14 protein-coding genes are annotated in these 14759 nt (G+C 63.3%); 7 read left to right on the plus strand and 7 right to left on the minus strand.

The genetic code is table 11. The annotated features are described in order from the left end of the window. Window positions 1-64 precede the first annotated feature (64 nt). The 6 genes from QEG70_RS13610 to QEG70_RS13635 all read left to right on the plus strand — a co-directional run bounded on the left by QEG70_RS13610 (window position 65) and on the right by QEG70_RS13635 (window position 6060). A complete protein-coding gene (locus tag QEG70_RS13610; protein ID WP_308721165.1) occupies window positions 65-745 on the plus strand; it encodes a peroxiredoxin in 681 nt (226 codons plus the stop codon). A gap of 4 nt (window positions 746-749) precedes the next feature. Beyond that, a complete protein-coding gene (purU, locus tag QEG70_RS13615) occupies window positions 750-1631 on the plus strand; it encodes a formyltetrahydrofolate deformylase (RefSeq protein WP_308721166.1) in 882 nt (293 codons plus the stop codon). Beyond that, window positions 1631-2125, plus strand: coding sequence for a manganese-binding transcriptional regulator MntR (mntR, locus tag QEG70_RS13620; RefSeq protein WP_308721167.1), 495 nt, complete (start codon window positions 1631-1633; stop codon window positions 2123-2125). The genes purU and mntR overlap by 1 nt, the downstream gene beginning before the upstream one ends. A 24-nt stretch (window positions 2126-2149) precedes the next feature. Beyond that, on the plus strand, window positions 2150-3487 hold the full coding sequence (locus tag QEG70_RS13625; RefSeq protein ID WP_308721168.1) for a DUF763 domain-containing protein: 1338 nt from the start codon (window positions 2150-2152) through the stop codon (window positions 3485-3487). Between the two features lie 92 nt (window positions 3488-3579). Then, window positions 3580-5409 carry an ABC transporter ATP-binding protein gene (locus QEG70_RS13630; RefSeq protein WP_308721169.1) on the plus strand — a complete coding sequence of 610 codons (1830 nt, stop codon included), beginning with the start codon at window positions 3580-3582 and terminating at the stop codon, window positions 5407-5409. 180 nt (window positions 5410-5589) lie between these two features. Next, a complete protein-coding gene (locus QEG70_RS13635) occupies window positions 5590-6060 on the plus strand; it encodes a GAF domain-containing protein (RefSeq protein WP_308721170.1) in 471 nt (156 codons plus the stop codon). Between the two features lie 181 nt (window positions 6061-6241). Here QEG70_RS13635 and QEG70_RS13640 read toward each other — a convergent pair whose 3' ends face one another. Both QEG70_RS13640 and QEG70_RS13645 read right to left on the minus strand, forming a co-directional pair. Further along, a complete protein-coding gene (locus QEG70_RS13640) occupies window positions 6242-7375 on the minus strand; it encodes a retropepsin-like aspartic protease (RefSeq protein ID WP_308721171.1) in 1134 nt (377 codons plus the stop codon). After that, window positions 7329-8300 (minus strand): ion channel, encoded by a 972-nt coding sequence (locus QEG70_RS13645; RefSeq protein WP_308721172.1) that lies wholly within the window; start codon window positions 8298-8300, stop codon window positions 7329-7331. The genes QEG70_RS13640 and QEG70_RS13645 overlap by 47 nt, the downstream gene beginning before the upstream one ends. Before the next feature lie 156 nt (window positions 8301-8456). Between QEG70_RS13645 and QEG70_RS13650 the strand changes: the two genes are divergently transcribed. Beyond that, window positions 8457-9356 carry a 3'-5' exonuclease gene (locus QEG70_RS13650; protein WP_308721173.1) on the plus strand — a complete coding sequence of 300 codons (900 nt, stop codon included), beginning with the start codon at window positions 8457-8459 and terminating at the stop codon, window positions 9354-9356. Between the two features lie 195 nt (window positions 9357-9551). On the opposite strand, the gene QEG70_RS13655 is transcribed toward QEG70_RS13650, so the two are convergent. The 5 genes from QEG70_RS13655 to QEG70_RS13675 all read right to left on the minus strand — a co-directional run bounded on the left by QEG70_RS13655 (window position 9552) and on the right by QEG70_RS13675 (window position 14567). Beyond that, entirely contained in the window at window positions 9552-9803 is a 252-nt protein-coding gene (locus QEG70_RS13655; RefSeq protein ID WP_308721174.1) for a hypothetical protein, read from the minus strand. 11 nt (window positions 9804-9814) lie between these two features. After that, a complete protein-coding gene (locus tag QEG70_RS13660) occupies window positions 9815-11212 on the minus strand; it encodes an amidohydrolase family protein (protein WP_308721175.1) in 1398 nt (465 codons plus the stop codon). Window positions 11213-11299: 87 nt separating this feature from the next. Then, on the minus strand, window positions 11300-11629 hold the full coding sequence (locus QEG70_RS13665; RefSeq protein ID WP_308721176.1) for a hypothetical protein: 330 nt from the start codon (window positions 11627-11629) through the stop codon (window positions 11300-11302). A gap of 150 nt (window positions 11630-11779) precedes the next feature. Further along, window positions 11780-12502: a DUF459 domain-containing protein gene (locus QEG70_RS13670; protein ID WP_475704683.1), complete on the minus strand. Its 723-nt coding sequence runs from the start codon at window positions 12500-12502 to the stop codon at window positions 11780-11782. A gap of 613 nt (window positions 12503-13115) precedes the next feature. After that, on the minus strand, window positions 13116-14567 hold the full coding sequence (locus tag QEG70_RS13675; protein WP_308721178.1) for a transglycosylase SLT domain-containing protein: 1452 nt from the start codon (window positions 14565-14567) through the stop codon (window positions 13116-13118). Window positions 14568-14759 lie beyond the last annotated feature (192 nt).

Genomic DNA, 14759 nt, shown 5'->3' on the forward strand with positions numbered 1-14759 from the left:
ACATAATAAATGTATGTTATAAGATGGCTTGCGTCAAGGCGCGGCAGATGCAAAAGGGCAGGGCATGAGCACAGAGGCGAATACACCCGCAAACCACGGCATGATCGAAACGCGCCCGTTGCGGATCGGGGACGTGGCACCAGACTTTCAGGCCCGTACCACGAAGGGGGAAATGCGCCTGTCGGACTTCCGCGGGCGCTGGCTGCTGTTTTTCTCGCATCCGGCGGATTTCACGCCGGTCTGCACCAGCGAGTTCATCGGCCTGGCCCGCGCGGTGGATCGCTTCGAGCAGCTTGACTGCGCGCTGCTGGGCCTGTCGGTTGACAGCCTGTACGCGCATCTGGCCTGGCTCGAGACGATACAGGAGCGCTTTGGCGTCGAGATTCCGTTCCCGCTGGTCGAAGATCCCTCCATGGCGGTCTGCCGCGCCTACGGCATGCTGGACCTGACCGCGCAGAACAGCGCCACCGTGCGCGCCACCTACGTGATCGACCCCGATGGCGTGATCCGCGCGCTGGTGTGGTACCCCATGTCGGTCGGGCGCTCGGTCGAGGAACTGCTGCGCCTTGTCGAGGCCCTGCGCCGCAGCGAGGGCAATGCGGTCATGACGCCGGAGGGCTGGACGCCGGGCTGCGACGTGGTGCGCCCCGTGCCCACCACGCAGGCCGCCCTGCGCAAGGTCGGGGGGAATGGCTGCTGGTTCTATAACCCCGTGCCCGATACGGGCCGCAAGCGCGGGCAGTAACGCCATGGCTGATCCTGCGCCGTGTCCGCGCCTGTCCTATGTGCTCACGCTGTCCTGCCCCAACCGGCCCGGCATCGTGGCGGCGATCAGCCAGGCCCTGTTCGAGCTTGATGGCGACATTGCCGGTGCCCAGCAGTTCGATGAACGTGAAAGCCGCATCTTCTTCATGCGCGTGGTGTTCAGCGTGCCCGCAGGCGACGTGGCGCGCGCCGCGCTTGAGCAGGCGCTGGCCGCTCTGGCCGCGCGGTTCGACATGCACTGGTCGCTGCGCGAGAGCCTGCAGCCCACGCGCACCGTCATCATGGTCTCGCGCTTCGATCACTGCCTGGTCGACCTGCTGTATCGCTGGCGCATTGGCGAGCTGGCCATTGCGCCGGTGGCCATCATCGCCAACCACCCGCGCGAGACCTATGCCCATATCGACCTTGACGGCATCCCCTTCCACTACCTGCCCGTAACAGCCGCCACCAAGGCTGCGCAGGAGGCACGGATGGCCGAGATCGTGCGCGGTACAGGGGCCGAGCTGGTGGTGCTGGCGCGGTACATGCAGATCCTGTCCGATTCCATGAGCGCGTGGCTGGCGGGGCGGTGCATCAACATCCACCACTCCTTCCTGCCCGGCTTCAAGGGGGCAAGGCCCTATCATCAGGCTTTCGCCCGCGGGGTGAAGCTGATCGGCGCCACCGCGCACTTCGTTACCCCCGACCTTGATGAAGGCCCGATCATCGAGCAGGATGTCGAGCGCATTACCCATGCCGACACCCCCGATGACCTGATTCGCAAGGGGCGCGATATCGAGCGCCGGGTGCTGGCGCGCGCCGTGCGTTACTTTACCGAGTGCCGCGTCATTCCCAACGGGCGCAAGACCATCGTGTTCAATCCCTGATGCCCGGCCCGGACCACAGGCCAGCCGCAGCCCCCATGCCCGATGCGGATACGCAGTGCGCGGGCTTCCGTCAGGCGCGACTGGCGCGCAAGACCGCCCTGATCGAGGATTATGTCGAACTGATCGATGACCTGCTCAATGACGGGCAGGAAGCGCGTCAGGTTGATATCGCCGCCCGCCTTGGCGTATCGCAGCCCACCGTGGCCAAGATGCTGGTCCGCCTCGAGGCGGACGGGCTGGTGACGCGCAGGCCCTATCGCGGCATTTTCCTGACCGGGGCAGGCCAGGAGATGGCACGCGCCAGCCGCGCGCGCCACCACACGGTCGAGCAGTTCCTGCGCGCCCTTGGGGTGAGCGAGGCGAGTGCCCGCATTGATGCCGAGGGCATGGAACACTATGTGGGAGCGGAAACGCTGCGCGCCTTCCGCCACGCGCTCGAGGCGGGGCTGGCGACCTTCATGGCGGCCAAGGCAGGCAAACGCCACGACGACTGATCCACCAAGGGAAGGGAACGCCCCATGACCCGACGCGCGGGTTCCGCCGACCTGCCGCTGCATACCGGGCGCGTGCCCGCGTGGCTTGGCCCGCGCATGGCGCGGCTGGGGGCGGTCATCACGCAGGCGGTCGTGCATCATTACGGGTGGGACGAATTCCTGCGCAGGCTGGCCCACCCGTTCTGGTTCCAGTCCTTTGGCGCGGTCATGGGCATGGACTGGCATTCCTCCGGCATCACCACCAGCGTGATCGGCGCGCTCAAGCGCGGGCTGGCGCCATTGCAGGATGAGCTGGGCCTGTATGTGTGCGGGGGCCGTGGCCGCCATTCGCGCCGCACGCCCGATGAACTGCTGGCCGTGGGTGAAGTTACGGGGCTTGACGCCACGCCGCTCGTGGCCACGAGCCGCATGGTGGCCAAGGTGGACAGTGCCGCCGTGCAGGACGGGTTCGACCTGTACCTGCATGGCTTTGTCGTGGCGGCAGATGGCAAATGGGCCGTGGTGCAGCAGGGCATGCATGCGGGCCAGCGCCTTGCGCGGCGCTATCACTGGCTGTCCGATGACGTGAGCAGTTTTGTCGAGGCCCCGCATGCCGCCATTGATGGCCGCACCACAGGCCGCCCCATCATGAACCTGACCGACCGCCGGGCGGCTGCCTCACGCACGGGGCAGGTCGAACTGCTGCATGAAATGGGACCGGACCGGCTGACGCGCGAGCTCATGCGCATTGAGGGCCGTGCGCCCCCGCAGCCCCCCGCTCAGGGTGAACTGCCCTATCTGTGCATGCCCGCCCACCATGACGTGCAGCCGCAGGACGTGAACATGCGCCGCCTGCACGGCGCGCTGGCGGCGGCAAGCGAGGCGGGGCCGCGTGACTTCCCCGACCTTTTGCGCGTGCCCGGCGTGGGGGCGCGCACGGTGCGGGCGCTGGCGCTGGTGGCGGAGGTGGTACATGGAGCACCGTGCCGGTTTGATGATCCGGCCCGCTTCTCGCTGGCGCATGGCGGCAAGGACCGCCACCCCTATCCCGTGCCGGTGGCGGTGTATGACCGCACGCTCTCGGTCATGAAGGCAGCCGTGGCTGCGGCAAAGCTGGGGCGCGAGGAACGGCTCGATGCCATCCGCAGGCTTGACTCCGCTACCCGCAGGCTGGAGCGCGATGCGCGTGGCCCGTCTTTTTCCGCCATTATGGGCGAGGAACGCGCCCGATCGCATGATTATGGCGGGCGTTCGGTATTTGGTTATGAACCGCCGCCGCCCGGCCGGGTTTCAGAAGGGCAGCGGAACGGGATCATGCGCCATGATGGCCAGCCACACGACCAGCAGGGACACGAAGGCGAGGCGTCCCGCAACGCGGGATAGAGGTGCATCTGTCATGCAGGCATGATACCGGGCCAAATGCGGCATAAGTGCGGAGCCTTTTCCCCGCCATGTCCTCAAGGCAGCATCCTCGCATGAACGTGAAAGACTCCGTACTCCCCCCCGATACCCGCCCCATGCCCGCGCTGGCACGCTACCGCACGCGCCCGCTGGGGTTCATTTTCCATTACGTGCTTCTGCATGGCCGGTGGCACGCCATCATCGTCAGCGCGATTGCGATCGCGGTGGCGTGCAACGTGGGCATGTCGGCCATCATCCGTCATCTGGTCAATGGCATGACCGAGGGCGGGCGGGGCATGGGAGCAGTCTGGGTATCCATCGGACTGTTCTGCGCCACCATCATCTGCGACAACGCGGCCTGGCGGGTGGCGGGGTGGATGGCCTCGGGCGTGTTCGTGCGCGTGGGCGGCGATGTGCGCGGCGACCTGTTCCGCTACCTCAGCGGGCATGACGCGACCTATTTTGCCGACCGGCTTTCCGGCGCGCTCGCGGCTCGCGTTTCGGCGGCGGCAGGCGCGGTGGTGGCGCTGGAGAACATGGCGGCATGGAACCTGCTGCCTTCGGTGCTGAACCTGTTCCTCGCCATCATCACGCTGGGCACGGTCAGCCCGTTGATGGCGGCGGTGCTGGTGGGCATGACGCTGCTGCTGGGGCTATGCATCTACCTGCTGGCGGGCCATGGGCAGGAGATGCACCTGGCCTACGCGGCGGAAGCGGCGGAGGTGGATGGCGAGATGCTGGACGTTATGCAGAACCTGCCCCTTGTGCGCGCGTATGGCATGATGGGGGTGGAGCATGGCCGCATGCGCCAGCGCATCCGTGGCGAGATCGGGCTGCATACGCGCTCGCTGCGCTATATGGAAAAGCTGCGGATGATCCATTCCGTCGTCACCGCCTTCATGACTACGGGGCTGTTGCTATGGGCCGTGCTGCTGTGGCGCATGCACCGCGCCACCACGGGCGATGTGGTGATGGTGACCACGCTGGGCTTCCTGATCCTGAACTGCACGCGCGACCTGGCCTTTTCCATGGTGGAGGCGATGAAGCACGTCACCCGCCTGGCCGAGACGCTGGGCCACCTGCTGGTGCCGCATGAGGGCAGCGGCGTGGCCGAGACGGTGGTGCTGCCGCCCGCAATGCTGCGCGGGCATGTGCAGTTGCGTGATGTCAGTTTTGCCTATCCCGGTGGCGCGCCTGTGCTCTCGCATTTCAACCTCGACATTCCCGCAGGCATGCGCGTGGGGCTGGTGGGGGTGTCGGGCTCGGGCAAAAGCACGGTGCTGGCCCTGTTGCAGCGCCAGCGCTTCGTGCAGGCGGGGGCGGTGGAACTCGATGGCGTCAATATCCTTGAACTTGACGAGGCCAGCCTGCGCGCTGCCATGGCCGTGGTGCCGCAGGAGGTGTACCTGTTGCGCCGCTCGGTGGGAGAGAACATCCGCTATGGCCGCCCCGATGCCACCGATGAGGAGGTGAAGGCCGCGGCTGAAGCGGCGGGCTGCACCCGTTTCATCAACGCCATGCCGCAGGGGTTCGCTACCGTGGTGGGGGAGCGGGGGGTCATGCTCTCGGGCGGGCAGCGCCAGCGCCTGGCCATTGCGCGCGCCTTCCTGCGCAATGCGCCCATCCTGATCCTTGATGAAGCGACCAGCGCGCTTGATGGGGAAAGCGAGCGCCATGTCCATGCCGCCCTTGAGCGGCTGATGGTGGGGCGCACGGTCATAGCCGTCGCCCACCGGCTTTCCACCCTGCGCGGATTTGACCGGATCGTGGTGATGGAGCATGGCCATATTGCCCAGACGGGCACCATGGCCGAACTTGAGGCCGTGCCCGGCCCGTATCGTGACCGGCTGCTGGCGACAGGCGACCTGCTGGCCCCCGTGCCGGGTCTTTCGCCCCTGTCGTGAACAGTGTCCGCAACAATGCTTTGATAAAGAATGATAAAAGTTTTCGGGGGCCGCCTTTTTTTTAAGGCGGCGTTCTCTGAAGCTTTTTGAAAAAGCTTCACCAAAAACGTCCTTATGATTTCTGGATCTTTTCCGAACTGACTTTTCATACAGTCTCTCATCAAACAACAAGGAAAACCCATGCAGGCCCCAACCCACCGCATAGGCCCCGAAGACCTCGTGCCCATGGTGGCCTCCACTCTTGCGGGCGAGACGGACCTGATCGCCAACATGGCGAATATCGCAGCCCTCGTGTTCGAGGCGCTGCCAGACCTCAACTGGGCCGGATTCTATCTGTGGAAGGACGGCATGCTGGTGCTCGGGCCTTTTCAGGGGCGGGTGGCCTGCACGCGCATTGCGCCGGGGCGGGGCGTGTGCGGCACGGTCGCGCGCGAGCGCAGGACGCAAATCGTGCCTGACGTGCACGCCTTTCCCGGCCATATCGCCTGTGACGCCGCCTCTGCCGCCGAGATTGTGGTGCCTGTCCTGCACGGGGAACGGCTCGTGGGCGTGCTGGATGTGGACAGCCCCCGCCGCAACCGTTTCACCCCAGCGGACCAGCACAGGCTCGAGCAGGTCGTGGCGCTGCTGGTGGGCAGGATCACGCCCTGATCAGGCAGGCATGCCCTGCGTGCCTACCAGAACATCAAATTCAAGGAAGTTTTTGGTGAAGCTTTTTTCAAAAAGCTTCGAAGAACGCCGCCTTTTTTAAAAAAAGGCGGTACCCGAAAACTTTTATTATTGCTTATCAATGCGTTATTTTCCGGCATTCTTTTCAGGTCGCCGGTCACGTTCATTGTTTTTGGTCAGTCCGCAGGGCGGGATGAGGCTGCATCGGCTCGCCCGGCGTGGCGGGTGCGGGCGGTGTGTCTGTCAGCCGGGCAATGGCCGTGCGGGTGGTGAGCATGCCGTGGGCGGCCTGGCCGTGGTCATCGGGTATGTCGGCCTGGGGAGTCATGTACATCATGCCCTGCGGGAAAGCCATGAGCACGCGCCTGCGCCGCAGGAAGTTCATGCCCAGCACGCTGTAGCTGGTTTTTTCCACATTCACGTCCAGCGGCAGGTCATGCCAGCCACCAATGGCAATATTGTCAAAATGGTGCCTGCGTCCGTTCAGGATCTTGCCTGCATTGGTCCGAACGTGAATGTCATCATGCAATATGGCGGCGGTCAGGCCCAGCGCCCTGGCATCCTTGCGTGAAAGCGAGGACATGTCCGCCCCCGGTTCGACCTCCATGCGCGTGCCCTGCGTGCCCACCTGCATGCTGATGCCGGTCATGCGCCCACGGCGGTCGGGTTGCAGGGGCAGGGCCATGCTGTCCGGCCCGAGCCAGTCCTGCAATGGCGGGCAGCCGGGCTGCGTGCTGGCAACGAACAGCACCATGACGCGGGCGGGGAAATCAAACAGCACATCGTAATTGCCCAGTATGTCGTAGCCGATCACGCCGAGCACGGGCTGGTTACTGAGGCGGGGCTGGTGCGTGCCCTCGATCAGGGCGGGCACGTCATCGGCCCGGCCGTTGCTGATGCGCAGGTCATGCAGCACCGTGGTGTAGGTGGTGTCGACGCCTGCGATGGTCTGGATGCTGATGGCTGACAGAACGGGAAAGGTCGTATCGTTGGGCGCGTAAATGCCCACCTCGTCCTGTGTGACGCTGACATAGGCCAGTCCGGTCATGTCATTGAACGTGGCGGGAATGATGGGGCTGCCGCTATTGGTCAGCAGCGGGGCCGCGATGACATGGGTCAGGCAGGCGGCGGGCAGGCCATAGCGCAGCGCGGGCGCGGGAGGCGGGGCGTGCCGGGCGGCATGGGCGGGCGGGCTGCCTGCAAGGGCAAGCAGCGCGGCGCCCGCACGCACAAGCCGTGCCGCGCGCGGGTCAGTCCGGCTGGTCCGTGAGGTATTCCGCCATCCCGGCATTTTCATCGAGGGGGGATTCGGTCTGGTCAAAGCGGGTGTAGTCAACGGTAATCCGCCCATCTGGCCCGGCGTTGATGATATCGACAAAGCGGTGATTATACAGCATGCGGTCAAATCCGTAAGCGGAGCGTGCGAAAACGGTCTGGCCCGAGGCCTCGTCGGTGCCAGTCAGGCTGACGATGATTTCCGCCTCCTGTGCCGCAAGGTCGTTTTCCGTCAGGCCATAAAGCGGGCTGTCGGTGTTGATGACATGGGTGGGCGTGCAGGCAAAGCGCAGCACCGGCACATGCGACTGCTGGAGCGCAAGCGGGTCGAACTGCCGAACCACCCGGCCTGATGGCGTGTGAATGAGGCGGGCAAGTGCAAACTCCACATCCACTGACAGGATGGGGCTGCGGCGGCAGTTGGCAATGCGGATGTCAAGGTGAAGGTGGCCGCCTTCCGCAAGGATCAGCGCCTTGTCACTGAACATGACCCGCGCGCGCGGGCGTGAAAAACGCGCGAAGATGAGGCCCGTGGCCAGGGCGTTGATCATCATGCCGCCCAGCACTTCTACGGTCGCGATCATGTTGGCGGTGCGGCTCACGGGCACCATGCCGCCATAGCCCACGGTCGAGAGGGTCTGCACGCTGAAGAAGAAGAAATCAGCGAAACTGTGCGGGGCAGCTCCCTTGATGCCCTGGCTGTCAGCCATGTACAGCAGCGCGAAAAGGAGATTGACCCCCACGTAAACCAGCAGTGAGCTGTAAAAGAACGTGCGCCACGGCGCGGTGAGGGCATGGTGGTAGAAATCGGACCAGATGCGGTCCACGTGCCCCACGCGCACGATGGTGTCGTGGCCCTGGTCCTCGATCTTGTGAAGGGATGGCGGCCTGTCGCCTGCCGGGGGGCTGGGGCGTGGGGGCGTTTGTGGCCCGGCGTCCTGTGCCATGGCGTGTCCTGCCTGCGCGTGTGGTGTGGGGCCAGGACAGATCGGCCTGACAAACTTTGTAATATGACATGCGCCCCGGCGGGGCAACGCCCTGCATGATAGAGAGGGGCGTGCGCCCGTCGCATATCCATGCATACCCGCCCGGCAGGAGACCCCATGGCAGAGCTGACCCCCGACGAGATGGAACACATGGCCACCACGCTGGAAGGCACGGGCCGCTACCGCGTGCTGCGCCCGCTCGCCCCGCGCGTGCTGGCCGAATACCCGCCCGAGCCGGGCACCCGGCTGGGCATGTTCCTTGATCTCGAGACCACGGGGCTGAGTGCGGCGAAGGATGAGATCATCGAATTCGGCATCGTGCCCTTTGTTTACACGCTGGATGGACGGATTCTGGGCAGCCTCGAACCGTTCAGTCGCCTGCGTGAGCCTTCCCGCCCCATTCCGCCCCAGATCACCACGCTGACCGGCATCACCCCGGCCATGGTGGTGGGCCAGTCGGTCACGCCGGAGGAGGTAGCCAGTTTCGTGGCGCCTGCCTCACTTATTATCGCACATAATGCAGATTTTGACCGCAAATTCGCCGAGCGTTTTACCCCGGCCTTCACCACCAAGCCCTGGGCATGCTCCATGAAGGACGTGGACTGGGCGGCGGAAGGCTTTGAAGGGCGCAAGCTGTCCTATCTGGGCATGCAGGCAGGGTTCTGGTTTGACGGGCACCGCGCGGTGGATGACTGCCAGGCGGGCATTGCCATTCTTGACCGGGTGCTACCGATGTCAGGCCAGCCTGCCCTTGCGGCATTGCTGGAAAATGCCCGGCAGGTGCGCTGCCGCATCTGGGCGGAAAACGCGCCCTATGAGTTCAAGGACCAGTTGCGCCAGCGCGGCTACCGGTGGAATGACGGTACGGATGGCAATCCGCGCGCGTGGTCTATCTCCCTGCCCGAGGCGGAGGTGGAGGCGGAACTGGCCTATCTGAAAGCGGAGGTCTTTGCCCGCCCGGTGGATCTGCCGGTGACGCGGATCACCCCGTGGGACCGGTTTTCCACCCGTTGCTAATAGGGAATATTTTTTGGGAAAAATCTTCACCAGAAACGTTTATTATTTTCAGGTAATAAAAATATAATTTAAACTATATAAAACAATACATGATATAATAAAAATATATTTTATAAGTATTGATATGAAAAAAGAAAAAAGTTTTTGGTGAAGCTTTTTTCAAAAAGCTTCAGAAAACGTAGCGCCCGGAATTTTTTACGGACCACCAAAGAACGCATCCCCCATGTAATCAGGCGGCCCGCCATCCAGCCCTTCGGCCTCGAAGCCATCATTGTAAGGGCCTGAATAATACCCCATGCCGTAATTATGTTCATTCCAGTCATTATTGGTAATCATGGGGCCATCCGGGCCAGAAAGCTGCGGGCCTTCAGGCCCCGCGCAGGCACCCAGCGCCCCCAGTAGTGGCAGAAGCAGGCTCAGGCGCAGGGCGGTCTTGCGTGCGGGCATGAAGTTTCCTGTCATTTGCGGGGAAGGGGCTGGCCGGGCAGCGGGCCTGCAACCGGCTGGCCACGATGCCAGACTTGCCGGATCCGGTCCAGCGCGGCAGGCTCCATCGTGGGGTTGCCCTGCACCACCAGCAGGTCGGCCCACTGGCCGGGTGCTATGGTGCCCCGGTCGGTCAGGTGCATGAGGCGTGCGGCATCGCCCGTGGCCAGCGTAATGGCCTGCAGCGGCGTGAGCCCCGCCATGATGGACAGGCGCACTTCCCGATGTTCCGCAAAGCCGGGAATGCGCACGGGCGTAGCTCCTGAATCCGTGCCGAAGCCTGTGGGAATGCCCGCGCGGTACACCGCCATCAGGTTCTGCATGTTCATGGCCAGCGCGCGGTGGGCGGCGGCACTGAGCGGGGCGGCCAGCGTTCTGGCCCGCCAGGCGGGGTCGGCAAATTGCTGGCGCAGCGCGGGCGAGAGGCCGAAGGACAGGAAGGGGTCATCCAGCCATTCCGGGTGCTCGGCAAAGATGTAACCGGCCTCATCAAGCGAGAGCGTGGCAATATAGCCCGTGCCCTGCGTGCGCATGGCGTTGAGCAGCGCTGGGTCTATGGGCCGGTCGCGCACGCCATGGGCCAGGATGTCCACGCCGGCCGCCACCAGTGCGCGGGCATCGGCCAGGTCATGAATATGGGCCGCAATCCGCTTGCCCCGCGCATGCGCCTGCGCAATGGCGGCGCGGTAGATCGCAGGCCGCATCTTGGGCAGGGGGCGTGCGCCGGGCACGCCGTTGCGGAAGTCATCCACCCACAGCTTGATCAGGTCCGTGCCTTCATCAACCATGCGGTCAACGGCGGCGCGCGTCTCGGCAGGTGTGGTGGGACGAAAGACCTGATCGGGGCCGATATGGAACATGTTTTCAGGCGGCACGCCATCGGGCGCGCCAATGCCCTGATCCACGCCAAACAGGTCGGCGCCCGGGTTGAGGCCCGCATGCTGTTCACGGCGCAGGTCATCGAACAGCGGCGAGCGGTTCAGCCCGAGGGCGACCACTGTCGTCACGCCATAGTGTTCGTACTGTGCGAGTTCGGAGAGGATATTGGCGCGGGTGTAGTTTTCCGCCCCGTTATGAGTGCCGCTGACCTGGCCCACATGGCTATGATCGGAAATCAGTCCCGGCAGCACGCTTGCGCCTGACAGGTCAAGCACGTGGGTCCGGGCGGGAGGCTTCAGCCCATGCCCCGTGGCGGCGATATGCCCGTTTTCGATCAGGATATCCGTATCGGCCTGCGCAGGCTGGCCCGTGCCGTCAATGACGGTGGTATGGCGCAGCAGCACAGGTCTTGCCGTCTGGGCATGGGCGGTGCCGCACAGGGCGGGCAGGCTGGCCAGGACGGCCATCAGGGCAGGGCGGAAGCGGGGCATGCAGAACCTCCATCAGGCACGGGCAATAACGCAGTGTTGCCCATCGGGTGCGCCTGCGTCCATTCACGTCCGTGCCGGTCAGGCGGTTCAGCCGGGCAGGCGCGTAGCCCCCCCTTCGATCAGGTCGGCAAAGGCATCCTGCACGTCGCCACTTTCAGGAAAGCAGACAAGAACGTCATCGCTTTCCGCTTTCGCCTCGCGCGCGGGCTTGACCACGCTCTCCCACTGGCGCGAAAGGGATGTGACCGTGCCGATTTCGGGTTCAACAAACTGCCATGACCCACCCTTGGCCGTTGACCCCATGACGGTGGTGAGCAGAAACACGCCCGCCTGGTCCGGCAGGGGCGTGGGCACGCGATGAAACTGGTAGAGCGTGCCGGATTTTCCAAACAGCGTGAATGAATTCCACGGTTCCATGAGCCTGTTATCTCCCTCGGTAGCGGGGCAGTATGGCATACTTCACCATAATGGTGGAAAGGTGACGCAGGGCGTGCCGACACCATGACAGGCTACCCCGGATTGCATCCTGCGCTGCACCACTCCGCAACGCGCCATGTCAATGGCGTGTCAGGATGGATCATGCGCGGCGGCAGGCTGACCTGATGTGGGCGTTGCGGCCTCGGCCGCCCTGGCTTTCTGCACCGCGTTGGGCTGGTAACAGGCAATCAGGGGTTCGAGTATCTTGGCTGCTTTCTGGTAACCGCTTGGGGTCAGATGCACGCCGTCATCCGCGCGAAGGCGCACTTTTGAGCCATCGACCCCTTCGCCATAGGCAGAAAAATGCCCGTCATCAGCAAAAACCGACCATAGCGGCACAAACTGCGCGCCGTTTTTGGCGGCCTGGTCCTGGAAGATGTTGTTCAGGATGGCCATGTCCGCCGAGAAAACATCATCACGCACCATCGGGTGTCCGACCCAGATAACGGGAATATGGGCATTTTTCAGCGTGACCATAATATCGCGCACCCGGGCGGAATAGATTTTTGTGAAGTTGGCCAACTGGCCCGGGTCAACGGCACCATGCACCCTGACCGGCGGCCTGTCATTGGCGCCAAACATGACAACAGCAACATCGGCATGTTCGCTGGCGGCCAGTTTATGTACTTCATCTGGCCAGTTATAGAATGAGACGGATACCAGGCCGGTGGAAATCTTGCTGTGGTCCAGAACGCGCATATTTCGGTTCGTGCGATAAAGCCAGCGCAACCCGCCTGCCAGCCCTTGGGCCTGTGAATCACCAATGACCAGCACCCGCCCGGTTTCACCCGGCGTGGGAACGCAGGCCGGCACGGCGGGCGGGGTTGTTGCCGCGGGGGCGGCATCGGCGGCCTGCGATGTGGCGGGTGTTGGCTGTGCCGTGCTGGACTGTGGTGCGGCTACAGGTGCCGGTGTGGCAGGGGAAGTGGATTGGGACGCTCCGCTTTCAGGTGTTGCGGCGGGGGCTTGTGCATTGGCACCAGTGCATAGCGCGGAAAACAGCGCGGTTGCACATATGAGATGGCGAAACCGGCTTTGGAAAACGCTATTTTCTTTTAGCCAATCGGAAGAAAAAAACATAAATACCTCAAACGCATTCGCGGCCGCACTGGTGCACGGTGATGAGAATTTAACTAGAAAACCCTGATTTTGATAGGGGCTAATTACAACACATTTCCCGGAAGAACAGGATACATCAATAATTTCTTTATCGTAGGGTTTAACTTCAAAAAGAAAAAATATTTTCTTTTATAAAGAATAGTTAAGATATAAAAAACTGATCTATAGGGGGATGGTGTGCCGATGTCCTTGAAAAAACCACCCTGTCCCGTAAAAAATGGTCCAGCTCTGGTCAAATATGCCGCGAGGGTGGAAAAAAAGGTTGTGCAATGCGGGCCTTACTGGTCCGTCATTGTGTGGGCAGGTTTTACTGGAGGGATGTTTCTGCCGCGAGGGGGAGCCTGGCTTTCTCGCCCAGGGCCAGTGAATCAAGGGTTGCGGGGCGCAGATTGAGCTTTTCCGAATAGATCCAGCTATGCAGGAGCACGGTCTCGATCCAGTGCCGGACCGTGGGTTTGGGAATGGCCTCCAGAAACACAAGAGGTTCATCCGTGCTCTGTGCGGGCGCCTTCCAGTGGGCGACTTCGATATGGCCCACCGCATAGCTTGCCAGCAGGCGGATGAGGTGGTTGTTGATGTGGCGGTCCCGCGCCAGCGCCATCAGGTAACGCTGGCCAATCAGCAGATTGACGGATGGGTTGTTGAGATCCTGCGTCTGGCCACCAGCGAAATTCGCGGCCGTGCGCGGCATGAGCTGCATCAGCCCCCTTGCGCCGCTCGATGAGACGACCGTGGGCTGGAAGCGCGATTCAATGGAAATGATGGCATAGATGAGGGCCGGGTCCACTACGAACCCGCCCTGTGGCGTAAAGCGCTGCGGCAGGGCAAGGGCATGGCCCGGCACAAGCCTGCTGCCCCCCGCGTAGCGGGCTGGGGCATAGGGCGTGGTGGCGGTATTTTCAACCGCGTGCGCCACAAGCCCGATGGACTGGCGTTCCGTGGTATTTCCTGCATCCGCCCAGTCATCATGCAGTTCGGCTTCGGCCAGATCCTTGCGGCCAACCTGCAGCCATGCCAGCGCCCGGTGGCCTGCGGGCCGCGCGGCAACCACGTTCACATCGGCAATCGTGGGTACGGCTGCATCGTTGCGTGCGTCGGTTTTGGCGAGCGCGCGCCGGGCGATGACCCCATAAAAACAGTCCCTGCAGCCCGCGCTCTGTACAAGCCAGCGCATGGCATCCTTCGTATTGCCAGCCTGTTCGCTTGCGCGGGCGGCCCACCAGGCGGCGGCGCTGCGCACATCCTTCGAGCCTTTATCGGCACTGGCTGCCCACGCGAAGAGTTGCTGTGCCTGCTGCATTTTGGCCAGCCGCCAGGCGGACAGGCCCGCGTAAAACGCCACCGTGCCACTCGCTTCCCTGAAGGCGGATGGCGCCATGGCCCTGCCGAGCAGGATCTGGTCCTGCCCCTGCGTGTAAAGGGTCTGCGCCTCGGCCGCGCTGATGCTCCCGCCCGCAGGGGCAGCAGCAGTGCTGCGCCCTGCCAGCATGGCCCGCATCATGGGGGCGTGGGGAAGGTCCGGGTAGCGTGCCAGCCAGCTTTCCAGCATGGGGGTGGAACAGGCATGTGCGGCATGAAGGCAGCGTTCCGCCACGATGGTGCCGGTCAGGCCATCGTCTTTCACCTGTTGCAGCAGGGTATCCGCGCCCTCGAAATTGCCAGCGGACTGGGCGGCGAAAGCAGCACGGATGCGGGCGGCATCGCTGGCGGAAAGGGGATGGAGCAGGGGAGGCTGCCCCTGCGTCATGGGTGCGGCCATGGCCACTTCATCTGCCGGCCGGGCGTGAGCGAAAGCGCCAGATGTCTGACAGAATGTTGTTGCCAAAGAAAAAACAGCAATAGATGCAACGGAAAAAAGACCTGTCATTCCGTGCTTCAGGGGATGAGAAACAGACCGCATGATGACGGCTGGTAACAGATATTCCAAAATAAATAAATGCCAGAATCCCAT

The sequence above is a fragment of the Komagataeibacter xylinus genome, from assembly GCF_031081985.1.
GTDB lineage: Bacteria > Pseudomonadota > Alphaproteobacteria > Acetobacterales > Acetobacteraceae > Komagataeibacter > Komagataeibacter xylinus_E.